General features: G+C 36.9%; 21 protein-coding genes. 9 read left to right on the plus strand and 12 right to left on the minus strand.

Annotated elements, in window-relative coordinates; genetic code table 11:
• Window positions 1-13 precede the first annotated feature (13 nt).
• From Q4493_RS04370 to gpmM, 3 genes are all read right to left on the minus strand, one after another.
• Window positions 14-829 (minus strand): divergent polysaccharide deacetylase family protein, encoded by an 816-nt coding sequence (locus Q4493_RS04370; RefSeq protein WP_303449674.1) that lies wholly within the window; start codon window positions 827-829, stop codon window positions 14-16.
• A 62-nt stretch (window positions 830-891) separates the two neighbouring features.
• Window positions 892-2,073, minus strand: a complete 1,182-nt coding sequence (locus Q4493_RS04375; protein ID WP_303449675.1) for a murein hydrolase activator EnvC — start codon at window positions 2,071-2,073, stop codon at window positions 892-894.
• A 50-nt stretch (window positions 2,074-2,123) separates the two neighbouring features.
• Window positions 2,124-3,668, minus strand: coding sequence for a 2,3-bisphosphoglycerate-independent phosphoglycerate mutase (gpmM, locus tag Q4493_RS04380; RefSeq protein ID WP_303449676.1), 1,545 nt, complete (start codon window positions 3,666-3,668; stop codon window positions 2,124-2,126).
• 229 nt (window positions 3,669-3,897) lie between these two features.
• On the opposite strand from gpmM, the gene Q4493_RS04385 reads away from it, so the two are divergent.
• From Q4493_RS04385 to gpsA, 4 genes are all read left to right on the plus strand, one after another.
• A complete protein-coding gene (locus tag Q4493_RS04385; protein WP_303449677.1) occupies window positions 3,898-4,326 on the plus strand; it encodes a rhodanese-like domain-containing protein in 429 nt (142 codons plus the stop codon).
• A gap of 30 nt (window positions 4,327-4,356) precedes the next feature.
• Window positions 4,357-4,620, plus strand: a complete 264-nt coding sequence (gene grxC / locus Q4493_RS04390; protein ID WP_303449978.1) for a glutaredoxin 3 — start codon at window positions 4,357-4,359, stop codon at window positions 4,618-4,620.
• 90 nt (window positions 4,621-4,710) lie between these two features.
• Window positions 4,711-5,220 (plus strand): protein-export chaperone SecB, encoded by a 510-nt coding sequence (gene secB / locus Q4493_RS04395; protein WP_303449678.1) that lies wholly within the window; start codon window positions 4,711-4,713, stop codon window positions 5,218-5,220.
• A gap of 16 nt (window positions 5,221-5,236) precedes the next feature.
• Window positions 5,237-6,241: an NAD(P)H-dependent glycerol-3-phosphate dehydrogenase gene (gpsA, locus tag Q4493_RS04400; protein ID WP_303449679.1), complete on the plus strand. Its 1,005-nt coding sequence runs from the start codon at window positions 5,237-5,239 to the stop codon at window positions 6,239-6,241.
• 100 nt (window positions 6,242-6,341) lie between these two features.
• Here the strand turns inward: gpsA and trmL are convergent, their stop codons facing one another.
• Window positions 6,342-6,806 carry a tRNA (uridine(34)/cytosine(34)/5-carboxymethylaminomethyluridine(34)-2'-O)-methyltransferase TrmL gene (gene trmL / locus Q4493_RS04405; RefSeq protein WP_303449680.1) on the minus strand — a complete coding sequence of 155 codons (465 nt, stop codon included), beginning with the start codon at window positions 6,804-6,806 and terminating at the stop codon, window positions 6,342-6,344.
• A gap of 106 nt (window positions 6,807-6,912) precedes the next feature.
• Between trmL and Q4493_RS04410 the strand changes: the two genes are divergently transcribed.
• Window positions 6,913-7,830, plus strand: coding sequence for a cation diffusion facilitator family transporter (locus Q4493_RS04410; protein WP_303449682.1), 918 nt, complete (start codon window positions 6,913-6,915; stop codon window positions 7,828-7,830).
• A gap of 8 nt (window positions 7,831-7,838) precedes the next feature.
• On the opposite strand, the gene Q4493_RS04415 is transcribed toward Q4493_RS04410, so the two are convergent.
• The 3 genes from Q4493_RS04415 to Q4493_RS04425 all read right to left on the minus strand — a co-directional run bounded on the left by Q4493_RS04415 (window position 7,839) and on the right by Q4493_RS04425 (window position 11,016).
• On the minus strand, window positions 7,839-8,849 hold the full coding sequence (locus tag Q4493_RS04415; protein ID WP_303449683.1) for an alpha/beta fold hydrolase: 1,011 nt from the start codon (window positions 8,847-8,849) through the stop codon (window positions 7,839-7,841).
• A gap of 63 nt (window positions 8,850-8,912) precedes the next feature.
• Complete coding sequence (locus tag Q4493_RS04420; protein WP_303449684.1) at window positions 8,913-10,310, minus strand: ATP-binding protein; 1,398 nt, start codon at window positions 10,308-10,310, stop codon at window positions 8,913-8,915.
• Window positions 10,311-10,314: 4 nt separating this feature from the next.
• Complete coding sequence (locus Q4493_RS04425) at window positions 10,315-11,016, minus strand: response regulator transcription factor (protein ID WP_303449685.1); 702 nt, start codon at window positions 11,014-11,016, stop codon at window positions 10,315-10,317.
• A 165-nt stretch (window positions 11,017-11,181) separates the two neighbouring features.
• Here Q4493_RS04425 and Q4493_RS04430 point away from each other — a divergent pair, with 165 nt between their 5' ends.
• On the plus strand, window positions 11,182-11,640 hold the full coding sequence (locus Q4493_RS04430) for a Spy/CpxP family protein refolding chaperone (protein ID WP_303449686.1): 459 nt from the start codon (window positions 11,182-11,184) through the stop codon (window positions 11,638-11,640).
• 254 nt (window positions 11,641-11,894) lie between these two features.
• On the opposite strand, the gene Q4493_RS04435 is transcribed toward Q4493_RS04430, so the two are convergent.
• The 5 genes from Q4493_RS04435 to rsgA all read right to left on the minus strand — a co-directional run bounded on the left by Q4493_RS04435 (window position 11,895) and on the right by rsgA (window position 17,117).
• On the minus strand, window positions 11,895-13,829 hold the full coding sequence (locus Q4493_RS04435) for a TonB family protein (protein WP_303449687.1): 1,935 nt from the start codon (window positions 13,827-13,829) through the stop codon (window positions 11,895-11,897).
• A gap of 33 nt (window positions 13,830-13,862) precedes the next feature.
• Window positions 13,863-14,258, minus strand: a complete 396-nt coding sequence (locus tag Q4493_RS04440; RefSeq protein ID WP_303449688.1) for a BlaI/MecI/CopY family transcriptional regulator — start codon at window positions 14,256-14,258, stop codon at window positions 13,863-13,865.
• Between the two features lie 167 nt (window positions 14,259-14,425).
• Complete coding sequence (locus tag Q4493_RS04445; protein ID WP_303449690.1) at window positions 14,426-15,160, minus strand: glycerophosphodiester phosphodiesterase family protein; 735 nt, start codon at window positions 15,158-15,160, stop codon at window positions 14,426-14,428.
• Window positions 15,157-16,038: an archaetidylserine decarboxylase gene (asd, locus tag Q4493_RS04450; RefSeq protein WP_303449691.1), complete on the minus strand. Its 882-nt coding sequence runs from the start codon at window positions 16,036-16,038 to the stop codon at window positions 15,157-15,159. Before asd ends, Q4493_RS04445 begins: the two co-directional genes overlap by 4 nt.
• Before the next feature lie 41 nt (window positions 16,039-16,079).
• Complete coding sequence (rsgA, locus tag Q4493_RS04455) at window positions 16,080-17,117, minus strand: small ribosomal subunit biogenesis GTPase RsgA (protein WP_303449693.1); 1,038 nt, start codon at window positions 17,115-17,117, stop codon at window positions 16,080-16,082.
• Window positions 17,118-17,277: 160 nt separating this feature from the next.
• Here rsgA and orn point away from each other — a divergent pair, with 160 nt between their 5' ends.
• The 3 genes from orn to Q4493_RS04470 all read left to right on the plus strand — a co-directional run bounded on the left by orn (window position 17,278) and on the right by Q4493_RS04470 (window position 22,196).
• On the plus strand, window positions 17,278-17,823 hold the full coding sequence (orn, locus tag Q4493_RS04460) for an oligoribonuclease (protein ID WP_303449694.1): 546 nt from the start codon (window positions 17,278-17,280) through the stop codon (window positions 17,821-17,823).
• Window positions 17,824-17,996: 173 nt separating this feature from the next.
• Complete coding sequence (locus Q4493_RS04465) at window positions 17,997-18,482, plus strand: DUF4442 domain-containing protein (protein WP_303449696.1); 486 nt, start codon at window positions 17,997-17,999, stop codon at window positions 18,480-18,482.
• A gap of 135 nt (window positions 18,483-18,617) precedes the next feature.
• The gene (locus tag Q4493_RS04470) at window positions 18,618-22,196 is read left to right on the plus strand and encodes a hypothetical protein (RefSeq protein WP_303449698.1); all 3,579 of its coding nucleotides are present in this window, start codon (window positions 18,618-18,620) and stop codon (window positions 22,194-22,196) included.
• The last annotated feature ends 11 nt before the right edge of the window (window positions 22,197-22,207 follow it).

Below are 22,207 nucleotides of genomic sequence, written 5' to 3' on the forward strand. Positions count from 1 at the left end.
TTAAATAATTTGATTACTCTGAAACCAGACGCTTATTATTTGCGGATAATTGAGGTAATAATTCTGATATTCCCACTAATTGGATATCATGCTCGGCAAGCTGAGGAATTAAATACTGCAATGCGGTCATTGTTTCAGGATGAGGGTGAGCGATGGCTACGACTCGTTTGTATTTTTTAGCTTGATTAATTAACTGTGCAAACTGGCCGCTGATGTAACTTTGGCTGAGCTCATTATCAAGAAATAAGTGTCGGCTTAAATTTGGCACACCGAAATGTCGAGCTAGTTTACGTGCTTTGCTGTTTTCAGTTGTCACACTATCGATAAAAATTAATCCATTGTCTTTGAGAAATCGCATCGTCCATGCCATAGGGGAATATAGCTTGGTTAATTTACTACCCATATGATTGTTAATGCCAATAGCAAACGGAATTTCAGCAAATGAGTCAGCTAAACTATTTCTGATAGAAGTTTCATCCATTTCAACGGTGAGAGCCCCTGGTCCTAAGGTTTTACCGTTTTCAGCTTCCATAGGAATATGTAATATAACGTCTTTGTGTTTGGCATTGGCTTTTTCTGCTAATTTTTTGCCAAAAGGGGTATGAGGTAAAATAGCGTAAGTGATTTCACCGGGGAGGTTTAAACTCGCATTGTCAGTTTTACGATAACCAATATCGTCAATAATTATCGCAACTTTGGCTTGTTGTGCGAAAGAGGTATTGGTTAACAACAGTAGAAATAAAGGAATTAAATAACGCACATTTAGTTTAACAAAAGTTTCAGTGGTATCAGAGTAGCAGGTAAGTTTTTTCAAATCGAGCATTAGCATAATATAGTCGTGTAAAAAGATCTGACAGTGAATTAATTTTCATTTAAATCAATGGTTTTTAATTAACGGCACCAAAGCTTAGGGTTAACTGCTTGGCCGTTATATCGAATTTCAAAATATAACGCGGGTTGTGATTGTCCACCACTTTGACCGACCAAGGCAATGGGTTCACCGGTTTCAACACGTTCTCCTACTGATTTTAAAAGCGCTTGGTTGTGGCCATATAAACTCATATAACCTTCACCGTGATCGATAACCGTGACTAAACCATAACCCTTTAACCAGTCGGCAAATAAAACCGTGCCGTTATGAATGGTTTTTACTTGCCTGCCTAAAGGCGCAGCCATTAATACCCCCTTCCATTTGAGGTAATCTTGTTTTCTTGAGCCAAAGCTTCGATTGATTCTGCCTTTCACTGGCCAAGATAACTTACGTTTGAGTTTACTTAAGCCGGTTAAATCAACTTCTTGTCTACTTAATTCTGCGACTCTTGCTAAAGCTGCGACTAAATCTGCTTCTTCTTCTTCGAGTTTGGCTAGCATTTGTTTTGAGCTCAACAATTGCTGACTCAGTTGGGCAACGGTTTCTTGTCGTTTTTCTTTATTGCTCTCTAGTGAAACTTTTTGTTGTTTTTGTGTTTTTTCAAGGTGTTGCAATTGTTCAGCTTGTTGTTTCTGTTGCTCGGTAATTTCAACTAACTGCGCAATGGTTGTTTTGTATTGCTCGATTTCTTTGATACGAGCTTTATTTAAATATTGATAATAAGTGACGGTTCGTTGCACGCTGCTCGGATCTTGCTGATTTAAAATCAGTTTTAAGTAGTCATGATGGCCTGTCGAATAAGCGGTGCGTAATTGTTTTGCCAGTACCGTTTCTTGTTGTTTTTTTGCTTGGTTGATTTGACTTTTTTCTTTGACTAACTCGTTCAAACGTTTCTTCGTTTGTTTTAGGGAAGCATCGGTTTTATTGAGTGCGTTGATAATCTTTGCAATTGCCAGGTCATCGTTTTTCAGTTGTGATAAAAGCTTTTGTCTTTTGCTATCAACTTGTTTAATGGTTGTTTTTTGTTTGTTGATGGCGTCTTTAACGTTAGAGAGTTTTTCGTCTGTACTTTCTTGAGCCAAAGGTTGGACGAATGGTTGTGCGTAACTTTTTTGCTTGAAACTAGCTAATAATAACAAACATAAAAACAGCACGAGGCTAAATGCGACTCGTGCTGAAAATTTTTGACTGTTATCTAGCATGTTCATTTTTATCGAAAGACTTTTATTCTAAATAAGTAAATTCGATATTATTATGAATCAAGCTCCATCAAATTAGTACCAGTCATTTCTTCGGGTTGTTCCATGGCCATTAAATTAAGAATGGTTGGTGATATATCACTCAGTGCTCCCGTTGAAGCTGGTGTGGCTTTTCTGCCGACATAAATTAGTGGTACTGGCTCACAAGTATGGGCGGTATGCGCTTGACCAGATGAGTTATCTACCATTTGTTCAGCGTTACCATGATCTGCGGTAATTAAACATTCGCTACCTGTTTTTTCTAGTGCTTTTAATACTCGACCAATACTGGTATCAACCGCTTCACACGCTTTTACTGCGGCATCAAATTTACCTGTGTGACCAACCATATCGCCATTAGGGTAATTACACACAATAAAATCATGTTCACCACTTTCAATTGCTGCAACGAGCTTGTCTGTTAGTAAAGTTGAATTCATTTCAGGCTGTAAATCATAAGTCGCCACTTGTGGAGAAGGGATTAAGATGCGCTCTTCACCTTTAAACGTATCTTCTTTACCACCACTGAAAAAGAACGTGACATGCGCATACTTTTCAGTTTCAGAAATGCGTAACTGAGTTTTGTTGTGTTTTTCTAACCATTCACCTAATACATTATTTAACGGCGCTGGCGGGAAGGCACAACTGGTTTTTATGTCAGCCGCATATTGCGTTAACATCACAAAATCAGCAAGAGCTGGCGTTTTTTGGCGAGTAAAACCGTCAAAATCAGCATCAACAAATGAGCGAGTAAACTGGCGAGCACGGTCGGCTCTGAAATTCATAAAGATAACACTGTCGCCGTCATTAATACCGATGACTTCCCCTTGTGGGTTAGTGATGGCACTTGCTTTAACAAATTCGTCATTTTCATCACGTTGATAGGCGGCTTCTAGGGCATCAACAGCGTTTGAAAATTGATATTCGCTTTTTCCTTGGGTCATTAAATTATAAGAAGTTTCTACGCGATCCCAACGTTGATCTCTATCCATTGCATAATAGCGACCAATAATAGATGCCACTTGACCACAACCAAGTTCAGCAAATTTTGCTTGGGCTTTTTCTAAAGACGCTTTGGCACTTCTTGGCGGCGTATCTCGACCATCTAGAAAAGCATGTAAATATATTTTCTCAGCGCCACGAGCTTTTGCTAAGTCGATCATAGCAAGTATGTGATCTTCATGGCTATGCACACCACCTGGTGACATTAAGCCACAAATATGCACAGCATTGTTTTTTTCTACGGCTTTATCGACTGCCTGACAAAGTGCTGGAGTCTGTTGAAATTCATTATCTTCAATTGATTTAGTGATTCGGGTAAAGTCTTGATAAACAATACGTCCCGCGCCTAAATTAACATGACCGACTTCTGAGTTACCCATTTGACCGTCGGGCAAACCAACAGCCATACCTGATGTTTGAATAAGCATGTTAGGGTAATTTGCCATCAAGTTATCAATAACAGGAGTTTTGGCATGAAAAATAGCATTAGACTGTTCATTTTCACGATAGCCCCAGCCATCTAGAATGATAAGTACGGTAGATTTTTTGTTCGACATACTGTTTCCGAAGTTCAAATAAGTGAAAATTAGATAATAGATGAACCGTATTATATCAATGTGAAACAGGAATTTCTCTAACTGCTCTAGACAAAATTGTTCTATTGCATATCGAGAGTTAAACAATAATTATCTCAAAATTGATAAAAATGTCGTTTTTACGCTATAAAAAATGCTAGTAATCTGTATACTGTCGAGAAATTTTTTGTAGATAAATATTAGATCATTTATGGAACAATTTAGTTCATTTTTAGCCAGTCACCCGATGTTAAGTGCTGCTTGGGTGGGTATCTTTATCGCGATTATTGTTACTACCATTCGTATTAAAATGTCGCCTATCAAGCAATTAAGTCCGCAAGAAGTCACATTTACTATGAATCGTGAAGACGGCATTGTATTAGATATTCGTGCGGAGAAAGATTTTAAAAACAATCACATTATCGATTCGAAACATATTAGTGCTGAAAAACTAAAGAATAATGATTTTTCAGCCCTTGAAAAATTTAAAGATAAACCCATTATTGTAGTATGCGCAGCCGGGATAACTGCAACTAAAGCGGCCGATCAACTTTTAAAAGCGGGCTTTACTAAAGTAAGTTTACTGAAAGGTGGTTTGAACGCATGGACAGGTGCCGGTTTACCGGTAGTTAAAAAGTAAATAACGTTAAGTCTCTTAATTTTAAGGTTTATCATGGCAGTTGAAATTTACACTAAAGTAACTTGTGGCTTTTGTATGAGAGCAAAAATGCTTCTCGATCATAAACAAGTGAACTACACAGAAATTAAAATTGATAATGATGCTGATTTAAGAGAAAAAATGATTCAACGCAGTCATGGCGCATTTACCGTCCCACAAATTTTTATTAACGATCACCATGTTGGTGGTTGTGATGAATTATATGCGTTACACGCACAAAATAAATTAGATACTTTATTGCAAGGTGAAGTATAAAACGGCATAAGCAAAGTAAAAAAGATAACTTTTTTACTTTTTCATTAATTTTTAAACATGCATATTGCATGAAGCATAGGAAGTACACTCATGGCTGATGAAAACCAAACAAACGCTGAAGGCGCAACAGAGCAGAAACAAGAAGCACCACAATTTGCAATTCAACGTGTTTACACAAAAGACATTTCTTTTGAAACACCTAATTCTCCAGCTATTTTTCAAAAAGAATGGAAGCCTGAGTTACAGTTAGATTTAGACACTCGTTCGGCAAAATTATCAGATGATACATATGAAGTAATTTTAGCGTTAACCGTTACGGCAACAGTTGAAGGTCAAACAGCCTTTTTAGCGGAAGTACAACAAGCAGGTATTTTCACTATTGGCAATTTACCAGAAGCACAATTAGCTCATACTATTGGTGCATTCTGTCCTACCACTTTATTCCCATATGCGCGTGAATCAGTGGCAAACTTAGTGAACCGTGGTTCTTTCCCACAAATCAATTTAGCACCGGTAAACTTTGACGCTTTATTCGCTTCATATGTACAAAAAGCGAAAGAGCAAGCGGCTCAAGCACCAGCAAGTGCTGAAACACACTAATTAGTTAACCTAACTAGTGAGTACATCGGCTAAAATAAGTGTTATTGGGGCGGGTTCGTATGGAACCGCCCTAGCTATTTGTTTTGCGCGCAATGGTCATGACACCTTATTGTGGGGAAGAGATTCTCAGCACATCAGCAATATGACTGCTTCACGCAGTAATGAAAAATATCTACCGGGCAGCAAATTTCCTGAATCGTTATCTTTGTCTGCTGATTTAGCGGCTACTATTCAAGCCAGTGACAATATTTTGGTGGTTGTACCTAGCCATGTTTTTGGTGACATGCTTAAACAAATCAAACCTTTTTTACGGGCTAATGCAAAAATTGCCTGGGCGACAAAAGGCTTAGATCCACAATCAGGTAATTTATTGCAAGACGTTGCCCGAGACATTCTTGGTGAAGATATTTCGTTAGCAGTACTTTCTGGCCCTACGTTTGCCAAAGAAATGGCGGCAGGTTTGCCAACTGCTATTTCGTTATCTTCTACCGATGATGCTTTTGTTTCTGAATTATCAGATTTACTGCATTGCGAAAAAACCTTTCGTGTTTACTCGAATAACGATTTTATTGGTGTGCAATTAGGTGGTGCCGTTAAAAACGTTATTGCTATTGGTGCAGGCATGGCAGATGGCATAGGTTTTGGTGCTAATGCCCGTACAGCATTAATCACTCGCGGTTTGGTAGAAATGACTCGTTTAGGTGAAGCCCTTAATGCGCAACCGACTACCTTTATGGGCATGGCGGGTTTAGGCGATTTAGTGCTAACTTGTACTGATAATCAATCTCGTAATCGTCGTTTTGGCTTAGCCTTAGGGCAAGGAACCAGTGTTGAACAAGCGATGGCAGAGATAGGCCAAGTGGTCGAAGGCTATCGTAATACTAAAGAAGTTTATATGTTAGCTGAACGTATGAACGTTGAGATGCCAATTGTTGAGCAAGTTTACCAAGTCTTGTACTGTGGTAAAAATGCGAAATTAGCCGCCTCTGATTTATTATCAAGAGAACGCACTTACGAATAATATTTCGCTCTGAAATATCTTATAAATAACCCTATATTTACCCTTTAATTGCCGTTTAATTCAATTTCTATTATAGATAATCCGTGTAGATTTTTTGATATTAAACGGAATTTTTAAAGCCCAATTGTCGCCAAGCTTCATAAATAATTACTGAGGTAGCATTTGATAAATTCATGCTGCGGCTATCTTTGATCATTGGGATACGAATTTTGTCTTGATCAGGAATTTGTTGTCTTACTTCTTCAGGCAGACCGGCAGTTTCAGAACCAAATAATAAATAGTCACCGGCAGTAAAACTAACATCACCATAATAATTGGTAGCTTTAGTCGTTATCGCAAGAATACGTTTGGGTTGTTCACTCTCAACAAAGGTAGCAAAGTTTTTATGGCGTTTCGTGGCAGCAAACTCATGGTAGTCTAAACCGGCGCGACGTAATTTTTTATCATCAAAATCAAAACCTAACGGTTCTATTAAATGCAGCCTAAAGCCAGTATTTGCACATAAGCGAATGATATTTCCCGTATTGGGTGGGATTTGAGGCTGAAATAACACCACATCTAACATAAGTATTCTCAATAATGAATTTGCCGTTTAATTATACCTTGAGCTTAGGTTATGGTTAAAGTCTTGCTATCATTTATATTAGGTTATTTTACTCATTAAGTGTTGTATGACATCAACTAAACAAAACTATAATTTTTTAGTGCGACTGGCGGCAATATGCGCAACGATAACGGCACTCATATTAGTGGTCATTAAGCTTTATGCCTGGTTCGCAACAGATGCCAGTGCCATGTTAGCGTCAGCTACTGATTCAATGTTAGATTTATTTGCTTCAGTGATGAATGTTGTTATTTTACGGTTTGCTTTAGCGCCAGCCGATCAAGAGCATAAGTTTGGTCATGGTAAAGCTGAAAGTTTAGCGGGTTTAGTGCAAGCCGCTTTTGTTTTAGGTTCTGCTTTTCTATTAATGATCAATGGCGTAGAACGGGTGATTACACCAAAAGCAATTGTACAAACTGAAGTTGGGGTATGGGTTAGTGTTATCGCTATTTTTTTCACGTTAGCGTTAGTGTTTATCCAAAAATATGTTATTGCTAAAACTCAATCTTTAGCAATTAGTGCTGACTCTTTGCACTATCAATCAGACTTAATTTTGAATTTAGGTGTGTTGGCTGCTTTATTGTTGAGTCATGATTATTGGCCAAAAGCTGATGGTGTTTTTACATTGTTTGTGGGTGTTTACTTACTATATGGCGCTATAAAAATAATATGGCTTAGTGTACAGCATTTAATGGATCATGAATTGTCTGAAGAAGAGGTCAGTAAAATTAAGGCAATTGTTGATGCACATGATAACGCTTTAGGGCTGCATGATTTAAGAACACGACAAGCAGGGCATCAGCGCTTTATTCAGTTTCATTTAGAATTGGACGATACATTAACCCTGTTGGCAGCTCATAGTATTGGTGAGGCTATTGAACGAGAAATTGAACAGGCATTAGCACCCTGCGAAGTTTTTATTCATCATGATCCAAGCTCTGTTGTCACTACTGACACTAAAATAAGTCATGACGCTGCACACTAATTGAAACCTTATTGAGTGTAATTCACAATCCATTTTTCGATGAAAGTGAGGGCTTGATTACGGTATTTATCGCTTTCAAATATCAGCTCATGTTTTGCGCCTTCAATGACATGCGGCTGTGATTGTTGGCACAGGTTTGGTTTGTACTGGTTGAGTTGTTGACAAAAATTATCCTGAGCACTGTTATCAACAATAGTGTCATTACCAGCTTGCATAATAGCGATTGGCGTTGAAATATTATCGAGTTCGGCAAATATTTTCTGTTGAGTGAGCACCGCTTGTTTTAACCAGTTAAAGGTAACGCCGCCAAGTTGCAGCTGTGGTTGCGCTTGATATAAGTCGATGAATGCTTGATATCGTATTTGAGAATGCATTAAATGATTACTGGCGAAATCTTTTGCTTGATAATCGCCTTGACCAATAAAATACCAGGCTTGGTCGGACAATAAATGATTAAGCATATTGCCGGTACTGATCAACATTTTAGCTAACCATTCGGGTAGCCCACCTTTATTAATGGCGATCATGGGAGAAGATAATAATACGGCTTTTACTGATTGAGGGTATTTTTGCACTAAACGAGTCGCAATAGCACCTCCCATTGAATGGGAAAGTAATAGCGGTTGCTCGTTAGCTACACAATGGGGTTTAACAATAGTATCAATTAAGGTCTGTAGATCGTCAGCGTAATCGTCAAACTCGTTGACATAGCCTTTATGAGGGTTATCAAGTAAGCGCTCTGACAGCCCTTGGCCTCTGTGATCAATGATAAAAATATTAATATTTAGCGCGGATAAATCAAAAACAAATTCTTGGTATTTTAAATAACTTTCAGAACGACCGGGTGATATGACTAAACAATTTTTAGGATTATCTACAATAAAGCTAGCGTAATTAATACGTTTGTTGTCAACGCCTTGAAAAGAAGCAAATTGCCCTGTTTGCCAATAATCAGCAATATCTGTTGATAGTAATTTAGTTAACTTATCTTCTTGGGTGAAAGCGAAAGCGTTTGTCATAAATATACTATTGAAACCTATTGTGATAAAAGCAAATAGCAGCCACGTTTTAGTTGTCATGCTCTATACATTTTTAGTCTTATTTATCGGTAATTCTATGGTAATAGTTAAGCCTCCGCTATGGTTATTTTCTGCCGAAATTGTCCCTTGGTGGATCGCTACGGCTTGTTTGGCAATCGCCAGTCCTAGTCCTGTGCCGCCTGTTTCTCTATCTCTTGCTGTTGATACGCGATAAAACGCATTGAAAAGTAAGGGGAGTTGTTCTTCCGGAACGCCTGTGGCTGAGTCAGCAATAGCAATGTGTAAGTATCCAGAGGAGGTTTTGGCCGATACCTCAATCTCACCGTTTTCTTCGCTGTGTTTGATAGCATTAATTAAAATGTTATTTAACGCACTTAGTAAATGCGTTTCATCAAGTAACAACTGACAGCTGATCTCAGTATTATTGATAATATTAATGTTTTTTTCATTCGCTAGATATTGTGCGTCTTCAATGGCGGTTGCCAGAATTGACGTGACTTCTAACATGACAAAATTGGCTTCTTGGAAGGTATTTTCCATACGTGATAATGACAATACGTTACTGATCATTTGGTCAAGCTGGCCTATTTCACGTTCACATCGAGCAATATGTTTATCTACCGGTTTACCTTGCTCTGCTGAGCTTTCAATTAAACCTATCGCAATTTGTAAACGAGTCATGGGCGACCGTAATTCATGAGAGACATCCGCTAATAGTCGCTGATGAGCGTTGATATTAGTGGTTAATTTTTCTGCCATTTGATTAAAGCTTTTGGCCATTTCTCCTAATTCATCATTACGAGTTTCCCCGTCAATTACGCGTGCTTGATAGTTGCCTTTACCAATTTCTGTGGCCGCATGTTTAATGGCGATTATTGGACGCGTTAATGTTTTTGCTAATAGCCAACAAAAGCTAAGGCTAATCAAAAGGGGAATGATGATTCGAACCCAGAATGGCAATTGCATGAACAAGGAGCCAAAGTGCGGGTGCTTAGACTTTACCACGAGATATACTTGATAATTTTTTTCGTTTATTTGAATGTCTTCCGGCCCTGTCATACGAGCAAAAGGAAACTGCACAGTGGTTAAATTACTAAAGCTATTCTTACTAAGAAATGAAGCGGTAGTTTGAGCATCACGTTTATTATTATGGAAAACTTCTTGTGTTTGCGTGTCTTTAATCAATATAGATAAACCAGGAGGAAAAGGCGCGCGTTGAAGAATGGCTTGTGGGGTTTTATGGGATCTTTTAATGATTCGCTTTGCGTATTTTTTTAGTTTATATGTGTCTTCTTTGACCGTTGGAATAATAATGCTTTGATGCTCAATTTGGGTAAAGACCAAACGTGTAATGACAATTGATGCTAGTGTAATTAACCAAAATGATAAAAATAATTTTACTCCTATCGAAGAGAGTGTTTTCTTCATTTTAATAAACATCTATTTATCCCTCTCCAGTTAGGAAAATATATCCCGAACCACGAACAGTTTTGAGTTTATCACTAGGACTAAATGGCAGTAATTTACGGCGAATGTTACTGACATGCATATCAATACTTCTGTCGAATGGACTGAGTTTTCTTTTTAAAATTTGTTCAGAAATTTCAGCTTTACTAATAATAGTGCTAGCAGATTTCATCAATAATTCTAAAATTTGATATTCAGTGCCTGTTAATTCAACTAAATGACCATGACAATGTACTTCGCGAGTGGCGTGATTTAAGGAAACAGAATTCACGTCTTGAAGAGAAGATGGTTGTTGCTGATTTTTAGTAATATCAATACGCCTTAATATTGCTTTTATTCTCGCAAGTAATTCTCGGTGTTGAAAAGGCTTAGCTAAATAATCATCGGCACCTAGTTCTAAGCCAAGTATTTTATCTGCTTCATCGCCTTTTGCCGTTAGCATCAAAATAGGAGTGGTATGTTTACCTCCTAATGCCTTTAATACTTCAAAGCCGGTTAGTTTTGGCATCATTACGTCAAGCAATATTAAAGAGTATTCATCACTTCTTGCTTGCTCGAGCCCGCTTAACCCGTCATGACAACAAAATAATTGATAACCCGCTAAGGCTAAATATTCAGACAAAAGGCTGGTTAATTCTTTATCGTCATCAATAATCAATAATTTTACTGGTGTTGTCATTTGAGTGTCACGTCTTATGTTATCTACTGTTACTTATATATCATAACTGACAATAATTTACTTCTGAGAAACTTTACATAACCTTTACACTGCTTTGCGTTTCTTTTCGTTAGGTTTTGTATATTAACCATGAAGTTAATTTTTAAATATCAATAAGGATATATTATGAATATCAAACCAATGTTATTAATCGGCACGATTTTAGTAAGCAGCTTAGCCATTCTTCCTGTTCAAGAAGTTATTGCTAAAGAAAGTCAAACGGTGCAAACCGAGCGTATGAAAAAGGGTAAAAAACACCCAATGATGCGTCAATTTAAGAAAATGGCAAAACATTTAGCATTAACAGATGAACAAAAAACACAGGTCAAAGCGATTTTTGAACAAACTAAGCAGAGTTCAAAAGAGCATAGAGCTGCGATGAAAGATTTTAAGGAACAAGTGAAATCATTAATGGCAGCGCCGGTATTTGATGAAAAAGCCTTTACTGAATTACATAGTCAATATCAAACAAACTTCACCGAAATGGCTTTGCAAAAAGCAAAAAGCAAACATGCTATTATGCAAGTATTAACGGCGGAACAGCGTGAAAAGTATATGAAGTTTAGCAAAAAACATAGAAGATAATTGTTCTGATACGTTTAATGGGGCTAGAGTATTTGTGGTAGTTATACAACAGTATTGGCGTGTTGAATACTAACAGAAACTGCTATGCCCCTTTAATTAACCTGAACTCGGCTTAATAAACCCTTTTCTAGCAGCTATTTTTACTAACTTCAGTGTATTTGCCTTGTATTAAGCAAAACTATCAAGCTAGAGATAAACTAGAAATATAAGCTATATATTTCAATAAATTAAGAAACTCTTAACTTGAGTTAAGGTTAATTGGCTAAGCTAAATGAGAAGATTTTTGTCATTTTACTTTCAACCGGTTGCCCATTTACTTGAGCAGGTAAAAAGCGCCATTTCGCCATAGCATTTCTAATGGCACTTCTGAAATAGCTGACACGATTTTTTTGTTCAAAAGTTATATCTTTTACCACACCATCTGTATCAATAACAAAATTTACCGTTACATCCATCTCAATACCTCTGCGCGTTGCCGTTGATGGATATTTGGGATCGGGTGATCTTAAAATTTCAGCACTTTTTCTTGTTGGGGTGCTAGGTGCTTCTTTGGCTGTTTTTGCGGTTGAAATTGTATATATAGGTCGAGGTTTCAAAATGTTATCGCTTGATGTTTCAGCAATATTCAAATTTACTTCTTCTAATAAAGGCTTCTCGTTCAAAGCTGCAACCTGTGACGAATAAGGATTACTCATTTTTGATTGCTTATTTGAAGAGTCAGTGCGATCGAAGGCTAATTCTGATATGGATTTTTCATGTTGAGTCGTTAATAACGACTCTGTTTTAGACTCACTACTTACTTGTTTAGTGACGTGTGCAGTTGACTGAGTAATGATAGCGTTCGCTTGTTGTTTTTGTTTGTTCAATGAAACATTTTGTTTGCTTGTACTCTTGGCGTCAAAAGTTTGATTTGCTTTATTGTTAATGGTTTTAGCAAGTAATTGAGTCTTAACGTCAGCCGAGTTGCTGATAACTGTCGATGACTTCTGTGGTGCTACTATTTGCACGGTTTTGTTGTTTTCTGCTTGCTCATTATTTTTTTGCTCTTGTTTTAACAGCATTTGAGCAATAGAGGTTGACGATAAATTAGCAGCATTGGTGGGTTGTTGTTTAAAGATATCGTTAGCGGTCTTAAAGAACGAAATGCGCCCAGATGTGAAATCGATTACCGTGGTATTTAAGTATGGTTTAATGGCGACAATTAAGACAGAAAATATAATTAAAACGGAAGCTAAGAATTTGCCCGAATCATCATTTGATGAACAATGATGTTGGTCAATTAACCTAACAACGCGCTGTTTTAAATCACCACCTGAAGCCGCCATTGCCATGTTGGGTATTGCGTGATGACGATGTGTCTGACATAAATTTGCCGTATCAGCTAAGGTATGAGCATAGGCAATTGGACTGCCTGCTACATTCACGGCAATATCATCACTACAGTATTCTCTTTCATTGCGCATTTGTTTCGATATCCATAAAACCGCCGGGTGAAAAAACAGTAATGTTTCAATGATTGTTTGGAAAAAATTGACTAAATAATCGTGGCGACGAATATGTGCTAATTCGTGTAAAATTAACATGTCTAGCTGAGAAGGGGTTAAACCAGATAACATCGAAGCAGGTATTAAAATAACGGGTTTTAACCAACCAATTGCCATTGGAATATCGGTTTTCAGTGAAATCAATAAGCGTGGTGTTTTAGGTAAATTAATCTTTTTTACCAATTCTTCGAAACGTTGTTGTAAAGCCGCTTCTGCGCTTACGGTACCTTGTTTAGGTAACTGATTTACGTTGTATAATTCAATGGTTAATTTTGTTGCTAAAAAAGTAACGATAGTAAACCACAAAATAGACACGTAAGGCAGCGCTTCGAATATGTCTTGGTACCAATGGATTGCTTCATTGTTCGCTAATATTGCAGTACTCATCATGTAAGGCGTTGGGTCTGCTTGAGTCGTTAATTGAACATAATTCGGCTGATATATTGCAAAATAAGTTACGATAGGAACGATTAAGCAGGAAATCATCGCAATGGCTGATAAAGTATAGCGAGTTCTAGAGTGCTGATGAGGCGTAAGAATTAAAAGAAATTTTAATGATAGCGCAATCAAGCATCCCTGCCATAAAAAATGGATCAGGGTTAAGGCTAAATTATATAATAAGGGGCTACTTATTACGCTTTCCATTATGGTCCTTGAAATTAATATGCTAAGACTTTGTTATTGCTCTTGTTCTTGTTCTTCTATCTCATTTAATAACTGACGAATATCAGCAATTTCTTCTTTACTTGTTGAGTTATTTAACGCACGCATCACAAGTTTAGAAGTTGAGCCACCAAATGCTTTACTCACTAAATCTTTCAGTAAAGATGATTGAGTAAAGGTTTCACTGTTTGCTGCCGCATAAACATGAGCCCGATTACTTTCATCACGAATAACTAATGCTTTTTCATGCATTATTTGTAAAATTTTTAGTACTGTCGTATAACCAGTTTTTTGAGTTTCACTCACGGTTTCATGTACTTGTCTAACTGTAGCAGGGCCTAATTTCCAAAGAATATTCAGTAAGGTAAGTTCTGCTTCAGTTGGCTTGATATCATTATTATCTCGAGCCATTAAAATTCCTCAATGCATGATCTGATAAATTGCTTTATTACAATTATATTACGAACTTAATCGTATCTCGTGTTGATAAAATGAGCAACTATAAATATTAATTTATTTTATTTTTTCTTTAACGTATTAAATTTCAATAGGTTATGACTGTTGTTGAAAATAAATGTTTAATTATCGTTACAATTATTTAAGTAATTTCTTACTTTTTTTGGAAAATTAGTAAAGATTGCATCAACTTTTATTTGTTGGCAATAATCTATATCTTCTTGTCTATCTACAGTATATACCCACACTTCTAATCCTAATTGATGAGCGTTAGTCACCAGTGCTTGATCTAGGCATTCTATCGATGGATTAACGGCTGAACACTTTAATGCTTTTGCAAAACTGGCATATTCTATCGGGTTATGGGCAATTAATGCGGCGGTGACAATATCCGGCAAGATGCATTTACTTTGTTTAATGATGTGATGGTTAAAGGATGATAAAACAAATTGTTGTGCTGAAAAACCGTGTTGTTCAATCGCTTGATTAATCTGTGATTTCAGTGCAGATAATTGTGCACTTATTATCGCAGTATCACTACCATTAGACTTTATTTCAATATTAACTAGTGTACGTCCAGCAATTGTCCTGAGCGCCTGTGAAAGTGTAATTAACCTTTGTTCTTGACCTAAAGACAGCTCAGTTAATTCAGCAAGAGAGTATTGACTAAAATGGCCTTTGCTATTTGTTGTGTTATCTAAATAGCTATCGTGAAGGACGATAAATTGCTGACTGTGAGTATGAAAACGCACATCGAGCTCAATGCCATCCGCTTTTTGTAAAATGGCTTGTTCAAAGGCAAGTAATGAATTTTCTGGAAATTCACCGCTCGCCCCTCGATGAGCAATTATTTTCATTTTTCGTGTTTATCAACAATGATGTCTGCGAAATGTTCACCTAAACGCGTCACTGTTTCAGGGCCGGCAGTTTCATTGAAGTTGATCATATTAGGTGAAAAAGTAGCTACGACTGTAGAGCCTAATTTAAATCGGCCCATTTCATCACCTTTGTTTAAGCGAATCGCATCAATGCCATCAGCAGGGTACGTCCACCTAAAAATATCTTTTCCTGCTGGCGGGGTAATAGTGCCTGCCCAGGTTGTTTCGATACTAGCAACAATGGTTGCACCTACTAATACCATAGCTAATTGACCATGCTCGGTATCAAAAATGGTCACTACACGCTCATTTCGGGCAAATAATCCGGGTACATTGTTTGCCGTTAATGGGTTAACTGAAAATAGCTCTCCGGGTACATAAATCATTTCACGCAGTGTGCCACTCATTGGCATGTGAATGCGATGATAGTCTTTTGGTGCAAGATATATACAAGAAAATTTTCCACCTTGAAAAGGTGCGGCGGTAGCTGAATCACCTCCTAATAAACTGGTTAAACTATAATTGAACCCTTTCGCTTGAATTAATTGACCATCAATAATATCGCCTTGCTGACTGATCGCTCCGTCAACGGGGTAGCATAAAGTCATGTTATTATCGTCAATGGTACGCGCGCCATCATCGAGTTCGCGAGTGAAAAAGTCATTAAAAGTTTTAAAATCTTCGGCATTTTTAAGTTTAGCTTCACTCATGTTGATATCGTAAGCTTTGATAAACGAACGAATGGCTCTGGTGGTTAACCAACCCGCTTCGGCAGCAGCAAATTTTCCTACTAAGCGTGAAAGGCCGTGTTTTGGCATGATATATTGTAATGCTATTTTTAACTTATCTAATGACACTGATGTTTCCTTAAGTTACATACTTTTAATTATTGTTGGGTTTAATCGTTGAAACGAGTGGTAAGCGTGTTTTCATTTAAGCTGGCTAAAATTCGTTGAAAACTTGCTAATCGCTTAGGGTGAATTTTATTGTCTTCTACAGCTGCCACTAAAGCACAACCGGGATCTGTTTGATGTTTACAGTCTCTGAATTTACATAGACCGAGAAAATCTTTAAATTCGATAAAACCGTTGCAGACTTGTTCTGGCGTTAAATGCCATAAACCAAATTCTCGAATACCAGGAGAGTCAATTAAGTCGCCTCCATCTTCAAAATGATAAAGGCGGGCCACGGTAGTTGTATGTTGCCCTAATCCTGAGTTTTCTGACACTTCTTGGGTAACTACCGCTAATTCAGGCATTAAACTGTTAGTAAGTGTTGACTTACCAACGCCTGATTGACCTACAAAAACACTGGTGTTGGCTTTGAGCTGCTGTTTTAATTGCTCAATACCATCTTGTGTTTTGTTACTGACATAAATGATTTGATAACCAATGGCTCGATAAATATCTAATTGTTGTTCAATTTCATTTTGGTTTTCGCTGTCTAATAAATCAGTTTTATTCAGCACGATAACTGGTTTAATTTGGGTGTCTTCGGCAGCCACCAAATAACGATCGATAATGTCAGCATTAAAAGCAGGCAACACTGATGAAACAATTAAAATTTGACTAATATTGGCTGCAATAGGTTTTACGCCATCATAAACATCTGGTCTACTTAAAACCGATTCTCTTTCATGCACCGCTTCGATAACACCAGAAATGCTATGTTCGGTTGCTTTTCCTTGTCGCCAAAGCACTTTGTCACCACAGATTATTGAACCAATACTACGACGCATATTACAACGAAATATTTCGCCATCGCTTGCTTCAACATCGGCATGCTGACCAAAGCGACTGATCACAGTGCCAAGTTGCGCTTCTCCGAGTTCGTCATCTTGCCAATCAATTTGCTCAACTTTGTTGCGCAGTTTTTTAGCTTGATTGGCTTTAATGCGTCTGACTTGGCCTTTGGTTAATTTTTTAGCTTTTGCCACAAGAATTTTTCATTATTTGTAAAGTTAATTTATAGTAGTGAACGACAAAGTATTTTTATCGAGATTAATTCTCACGTATTATACTGATAAAATCATCATTCATCTAATTACTTGTCATAAAGTCGTTTTATGATCTGTAAAGTGTCATTAAGGGAAGTGTATGTCTTTGAATAAGACAAATTTAATTTGGTTAGATTTAGAAATGACAGGGTTAGAGCCTGAGCATGATGTAATTTTAGAAATCGCCAGTATTGTCACCGATAGTCAATTGAACATTCTCGCCGAAGGTCCCGTGTTTGCAATACATCAATCAGACGTGGTACTAGACAATATGAGCGAATGGTGTATTGATACGCATGGAAAATCGGGGCTCACTAAACGTTGTCGTGAAAGTAACATAGATTTAGCGACGGCTAGCGCTGAAACCATTAAGTTTATTGAGCAATATGTTCCTAAAGGTCAATCACCTATGTGTGGCAATAGTATTGGTCAAGATCGTCGTTTTATTAATAAATATATGCCTGAATTTGAAGATTATTTTCATTACCGCAACTTAGATGTCAGTACAGTGAAAGAGTTAGCACGACGTTGGAAACCAGAAGTATTAGATAAAGTAGTGAAAAAAGGTGTTCATTTAGCTTTAGATGATATTCGAGAATCTATTGCCGAATTGAAAGTGTATCGCGAACATTTTTTCTCGATTTAATTATCAATTAAATTATCAATTAAATTATCGGTTTAACTATCGAATTTTTAATTGATTGTTACTGTATCATCTACAAATACTAAAGCACTGAGGTGCTTTTTTTATAAATATCACTTGCAGGTCAGACCAGTTCGATCAACAATTTAAACAATCAATCATTAAGAGAGTGAATTATGTCTAATCGTTTTAGCCGTTTTATTAATAAAGTAAATTATGCGCCGAAGAAATTACGACCATTCATACTAACGAAATTTTTTTGCTCTACTGTGAAGTTTGCCGGAACGACCGGAATAAACATTAAATCTGTTTCTCATGAACAAGTAGAAATCACGTTAGCAAATAAGAAAAAAGTACAAAATCACATTGGTGGTGTACATGCCGTAGCGGCAGCTTTATTGGCTGAGTCAGCTACCGGAATTGTTTTTGGCATGAATGTGCCAGACGGCAGTGTTCCTTTATTGAAGTCGATGAACATTGAATATCAGCGCCGCATGCAAGGGAGTTTAACCGCGATTGCCAAGATTTCCGAAGCGCAACGACAAACCATTTTACAACAAGAAAAAGGCGATATGGTGATTGCCGTGGAGATAACGGATGAATCAAACGAACAACCAATCGTATGCAAAATGGATTGGGCTTGGGTAAAAAAACGACGTTAATCCGTTCGCTTTCAGGCAAAGTTGCTTATTCTGATAAATCCCTTTGATTCTTGCTAATAAATCCCTAAACTGGAGGACATTATTTTATTGTCATGTACGTATAAGTACGTCTAGCTATAGGTAGTTTTAGCAAGTATGGATTCTTCGACTCCTTTTTCTCAGCAATTAACACCACGCATATTTGCCATATTTGGTTTTTCCTTATTCTCGTTAATATTAGCGCTTTGGTTATTTCAGTATCGAGAACAACAAGTTGATACATTAATAAATGAGCACCTACCTGCAATTGAAAAAAGCTATTTACAACAAGCAAAATATATTGAAATTAATGATCTGCTTGCCACGATTATTAACAATACAACATCAAAAAGCTTACTTGAAAATCATCAATTATTTTTAACTAAACTAGCTGAATTGAAACGCTTATCTGTTAAGCAAGCGCGTGTTGTTGAATCAATCATACTTTCCGAAAAAGCAGAACAAGAAAACATTAAACGACTCACGAATAATCATCAGCGTAATACGTTGCTACGACAAAGCAGTGTGATTCAGTTACAACTTGTTTTAGGTGAATTAAATAAAGAGATAGCAGATAAAACAAGCCAACAAGCAAAATTATTACAACAGATTAATCAAGATAAAGTCACCGACAAAGTTACTGCCTCACGGGCAAAAGCTCACGCTAACTTAACAGAAGTAGTGAATTTATTAAGTCAGACATCGCTTGCGGTAAAAAATACCGAGGTTTTGTTTAGTCGTCTAAATTTACAATATTCATTGGATGAGTTTAATTTTTTTGCTGACGAGTTATTACAAACTCTTGCTTTGTGGGAGCCTCAATTTCAAGCATTTGATGACAATAATGAACTAACTACACCCTTATTAAATGTCTTGTATAAATTAAATCAATTATTATTTGTTGAGCAAAATGCCTTAGCAAAATGGCGTGGTCATCTTCGATTATCTCAGGCTTATTTTCAGCGATTGCAAGAGCAGCAATTACAACTTAAAAACCTTCGTAATGACCTTGCTTTGCCTGTGAATACAACTCAATTAATGCCGAGTGTTTTTGAATCGCTTGTCATTGGCGATTCAGCCATTACCGTAAAACATTTACAGCTCATAATTTTTTCTATTTTTATCTTGTTAATGATTATTTTGTGGGGGTTATTGAGCCAGCTAAAAAAACGCATTAAACAACAAAATGTAGCTTGTGTAGATCATGTTAAAAATACATTAGCGGGAGAAAAAGTCGATAAAACAAGCCTTGTTTCCGCGGAAGAAAACCAACTCGTCGCATTAGTGGAAAATGTAGTGCATCCCTTACATAGTGAAAATGACTATCAAGCATTGAGCTACGAGTTAAATAAGCTTCAAAAGAATATTTTTGAACAAGCGAAATTGGCGTTTTATGTGTTAAGTGATGATATAAATTCACAAGGTAATGCGTTCGCTCGGCAATTAATTTTTTCACAAGAGAAAACTAATAAACACTGGCAACACGCTTTTTCTTTTTCAGCATTAAAAACAATTATTAAAGCCGGCCACCAAGCAGAGCGTGATAAACGTACTGTTCAATGTGAAGTAAAAAGTCGCGCCAATCAACTCATCACGCTCACTATTTTTAAACAAAATAATGTATGGCAAGGCACTATTTGGGTAAATGACACTCAAGCAGAATTAATTGAGCAAATTGAAAGTTTACAACTACAGCTCAGTTCACAACAATTAACGCATCGACAATCATGGCTAGATAGTACTGAAAAACTGAATAACATGCTGATCAGAACTATGCTGCAAAGTCAGAATGTCTCTATTGGAACGAATGTAACTTCGTTACAAGTATATCGTCAGTTAACAAGAATTTTGGATTGGAATAGTCAATTGCAAATGAATGTTGAATTGCAAGATGAAGGAAGCGTTCAAACCTTCACTGATGTCGAGACAAAAAATGAACTGTTTGTACTGTGTCACAATATAATGGTTGAAGCCAATCAACAACGTAATATGGTGCAACTAGTGGTTGATAAACGGGTGTTGTCGCGAGCCAAAGTTAACGTAAGTTTATTTCATCGAACATTAACGGCTTTGTCACGTTTGTGCTTATTAGAGCAATTTAATGCAACTTTATGGATACGTGCCGATGTTGTCGATAAGAATTCAGGGCAGCAAATAATTTGCTTTACCTTTGACGTGATCCCACCAAAAAATATCGCTGAATTACCTGAATTAATTACCGCTTTTATTGGTTATGATGGTAGTGATAAGGTTGTACAAAAAATTCAATATTTACACACGTTATTATCGGCAACTTATTGTAAAAATGTAACGGCCAATATCACCGAACAAGGGTTTAAGTTGTCTGTTGAAATGCCAATAGCTTATGGTGAAAACGCAATTGAAATTGATAATAAAGCGAAAGAAATTGATTTAAATGGAGCGGAATTTATTCTCGTAGGCAGCGGGAATACATCTATCACTAATATTGTAAACAGTGTCGAGTCTGCCAAGGGTAGTATAGAAACTATTGAACACGTTGAACATTTGATAAAGCAATTGAATGTTAAACATTTAACAAATCATCCAATTAATGCCGTGATACTTACGTCGCAAGTGTTTAAAAGCGATGGCCATTTAATTAACCAACATTTAAATACGTTACCCAAACCTATCACGCCTAAGCTTATAGTTTTACAAGCCTCGTTTACACATGCCTTACATAGTGAAGGCTTTTTTGAATATTGTGATTCGCCATTGGAATCATTAACTTTCGTTAAATATCTTGCTGCTTTTATTGCATCAAACCAAGCCAATAATTTGCAAATTCCTGCTGAAGTTTTTAGTCAGTATCGTTTTGCTTCGAGTCAAGTTGAGGTATTACTTGCGGTTAAGTCTGCTGAAAAATATCAACACTTTGCTCGTTTATTACATTGGCTTGGTTTTCAAGTTCATTTGGTTTGCCAGGCTGATATTATGCTAAATCATTGGCAATCAGGGCGATATTTAATTTTGCTAACGGAGTTTGAATCGTCGCCTTTTGTCAAAATGGAAGTGGGAAAAAACGTTATTCGTGGCGTATTTTCATTGGGTGAAACCGTATTGAAAAAGGCAACGAAGCAAGAACTAACTTATACACAGGCTTGGCGTCAAGCGCATATCAAAAATACATTAGACGTTCAGAATTTGGTTCAATTATTTGCACCCTGGTTAAAAGAAAAGCAGTTAGCGATACCTTTGGATAAAAAAGTAAAATCTGCTAACAAACCTGTGACTGCTCCAATAGAAAGTAGCAAGACAAGCAACTTAGCGCCTGAAATTAATGGAAAGGTGAAAGATACTGACACTTCGCGTATTGATCGTTTATTAACGGCAAATGACATTGAAGAGCATCAAGCGTTTGATCTCAACCTTTATGCCATTAATCAAGGCTCCCCTGAAATAGCTGCATTTATGCTTGATGATTATATGGAAGAAATCAATGCGGCTATTTCTGCTATTTCTCAGGCGGTGAAAGAAAAAGCTTTTCAGCATGCGTTAGAACACACGGCTGAAATTAATAAGCTGACGACTATTTTAGCCGCTCAAGATCTTAAAGAAAGTGCGGAAGAATTGGCGATAGCTTTAAATAAAAAAGCACTTCCTGAAGTAAATGCTAAACTGAAGTTAATAACTCAACAATATCAAACGTTAACTGAGTTTGTGCAACATATTTAGTGTCTTTTGAT

Origin of the sequence: Colwellia sp. 1_MG-2023, assembly GCF_030546755.1 — a bacterium.
Lineage (GTDB): Bacteria > Pseudomonadota > Gammaproteobacteria > Enterobacterales > Alteromonadaceae > Thalassotalea_H.

Excerpts from the sequence above, each read along its gene's own strand:
- Q4493_RS04370 (WP_303449674.1), bottom strand. The coding sequence starts at position 829 with ATGCTAATGCTCGATTTGAAAAAACTTACCTGCTACTCTGATACCACT.
- Q4493_RS04375 (WP_303449675.1), bottom strand. The coding sequence starts at position 2,073 with ATGCTAGATAACAGTCAAAAATTTTCAGCACGAGTCGCATTTAGCCTC.
- gpmM (WP_303449676.1), bottom strand. The coding sequence starts at position 3,668 with ATGTCGAACAAAAAATCTACCGTACTTATCATTCTAGATGGCTGGGGC.
- Q4493_RS04385 (WP_303449677.1), top strand. The coding sequence starts at position 3,898 with ATGGAACAATTTAGTTCATTTTTAGCCAGTCACCCGATGTTAAGTGCT.
- secB (WP_303449678.1), top strand. The coding sequence starts at position 4,711 with ATGGCTGATGAAAACCAAACAAACGCTGAAGGCGCAACAGAGCAGAAA.
- trmL (WP_303449680.1), bottom strand. The coding sequence starts at position 6,806 with ATGTTAGATGTGGTGTTATTTCAGCCTCAAATCCCACCCAATACGGGA.
- Q4493_RS04410 (WP_303449682.1), top strand. The coding sequence starts at position 6,913 with ATGACATCAACTAAACAAAACTATAATTTTTTAGTGCGACTGGCGGCA.
- Q4493_RS04415 (WP_303449683.1), bottom strand. The coding sequence starts at position 8,849 with ATGACAAACGCTTTCGCTTTCACCCAAGAAGATAAGTTAACTAAATTA.
- Q4493_RS04420 (WP_303449684.1), bottom strand. The coding sequence starts at position 10,310 with ATGTTTATTAAAATGAAGAAAACACTCTCTTCGATAGGAGTAAAATTA.
- Q4493_RS04425 (WP_303449685.1), bottom strand. The coding sequence starts at position 11,016 with ATGACAACACCAGTAAAATTATTGATTATTGATGACGATAAAGAATTA.
- Q4493_RS04430 (WP_303449686.1), top strand. The coding sequence starts at position 11,182 with ATGAATATCAAACCAATGTTATTAATCGGCACGATTTTAGTAAGCAGC.
- Q4493_RS04435 (WP_303449687.1), bottom strand. The coding sequence starts at position 13,829 with ATGGAAAGCGTAATAAGTAGCCCCTTATTATATAATTTAGCCTTAACC.
- Q4493_RS04440 (WP_303449688.1), bottom strand. The coding sequence starts at position 14,258 with ATGGCTCGAGATAATAATGATATCAAGCCAACTGAAGCAGAACTTACC.
- Q4493_RS04445 (WP_303449690.1), bottom strand. The coding sequence starts at position 15,160 with ATGAAAATAATTGCTCATCGAGGGGCGAGCGGTGAATTTCCAGAAAAT.
- orn (WP_303449694.1), top strand. The coding sequence starts at position 17,278 with ATGTCTTTGAATAAGACAAATTTAATTTGGTTAGATTTAGAAATGACA.
- Q4493_RS04465 (WP_303449696.1), top strand. The coding sequence starts at position 17,997 with ATGTCTAATCGTTTTAGCCGTTTTATTAATAAAGTAAATTATGCGCCG.
- Q4493_RS04470 (WP_303449698.1), top strand. The coding sequence starts at position 18,618 with ATGGATTCTTCGACTCCTTTTTCTCAGCAATTAACACCACGCATATTT.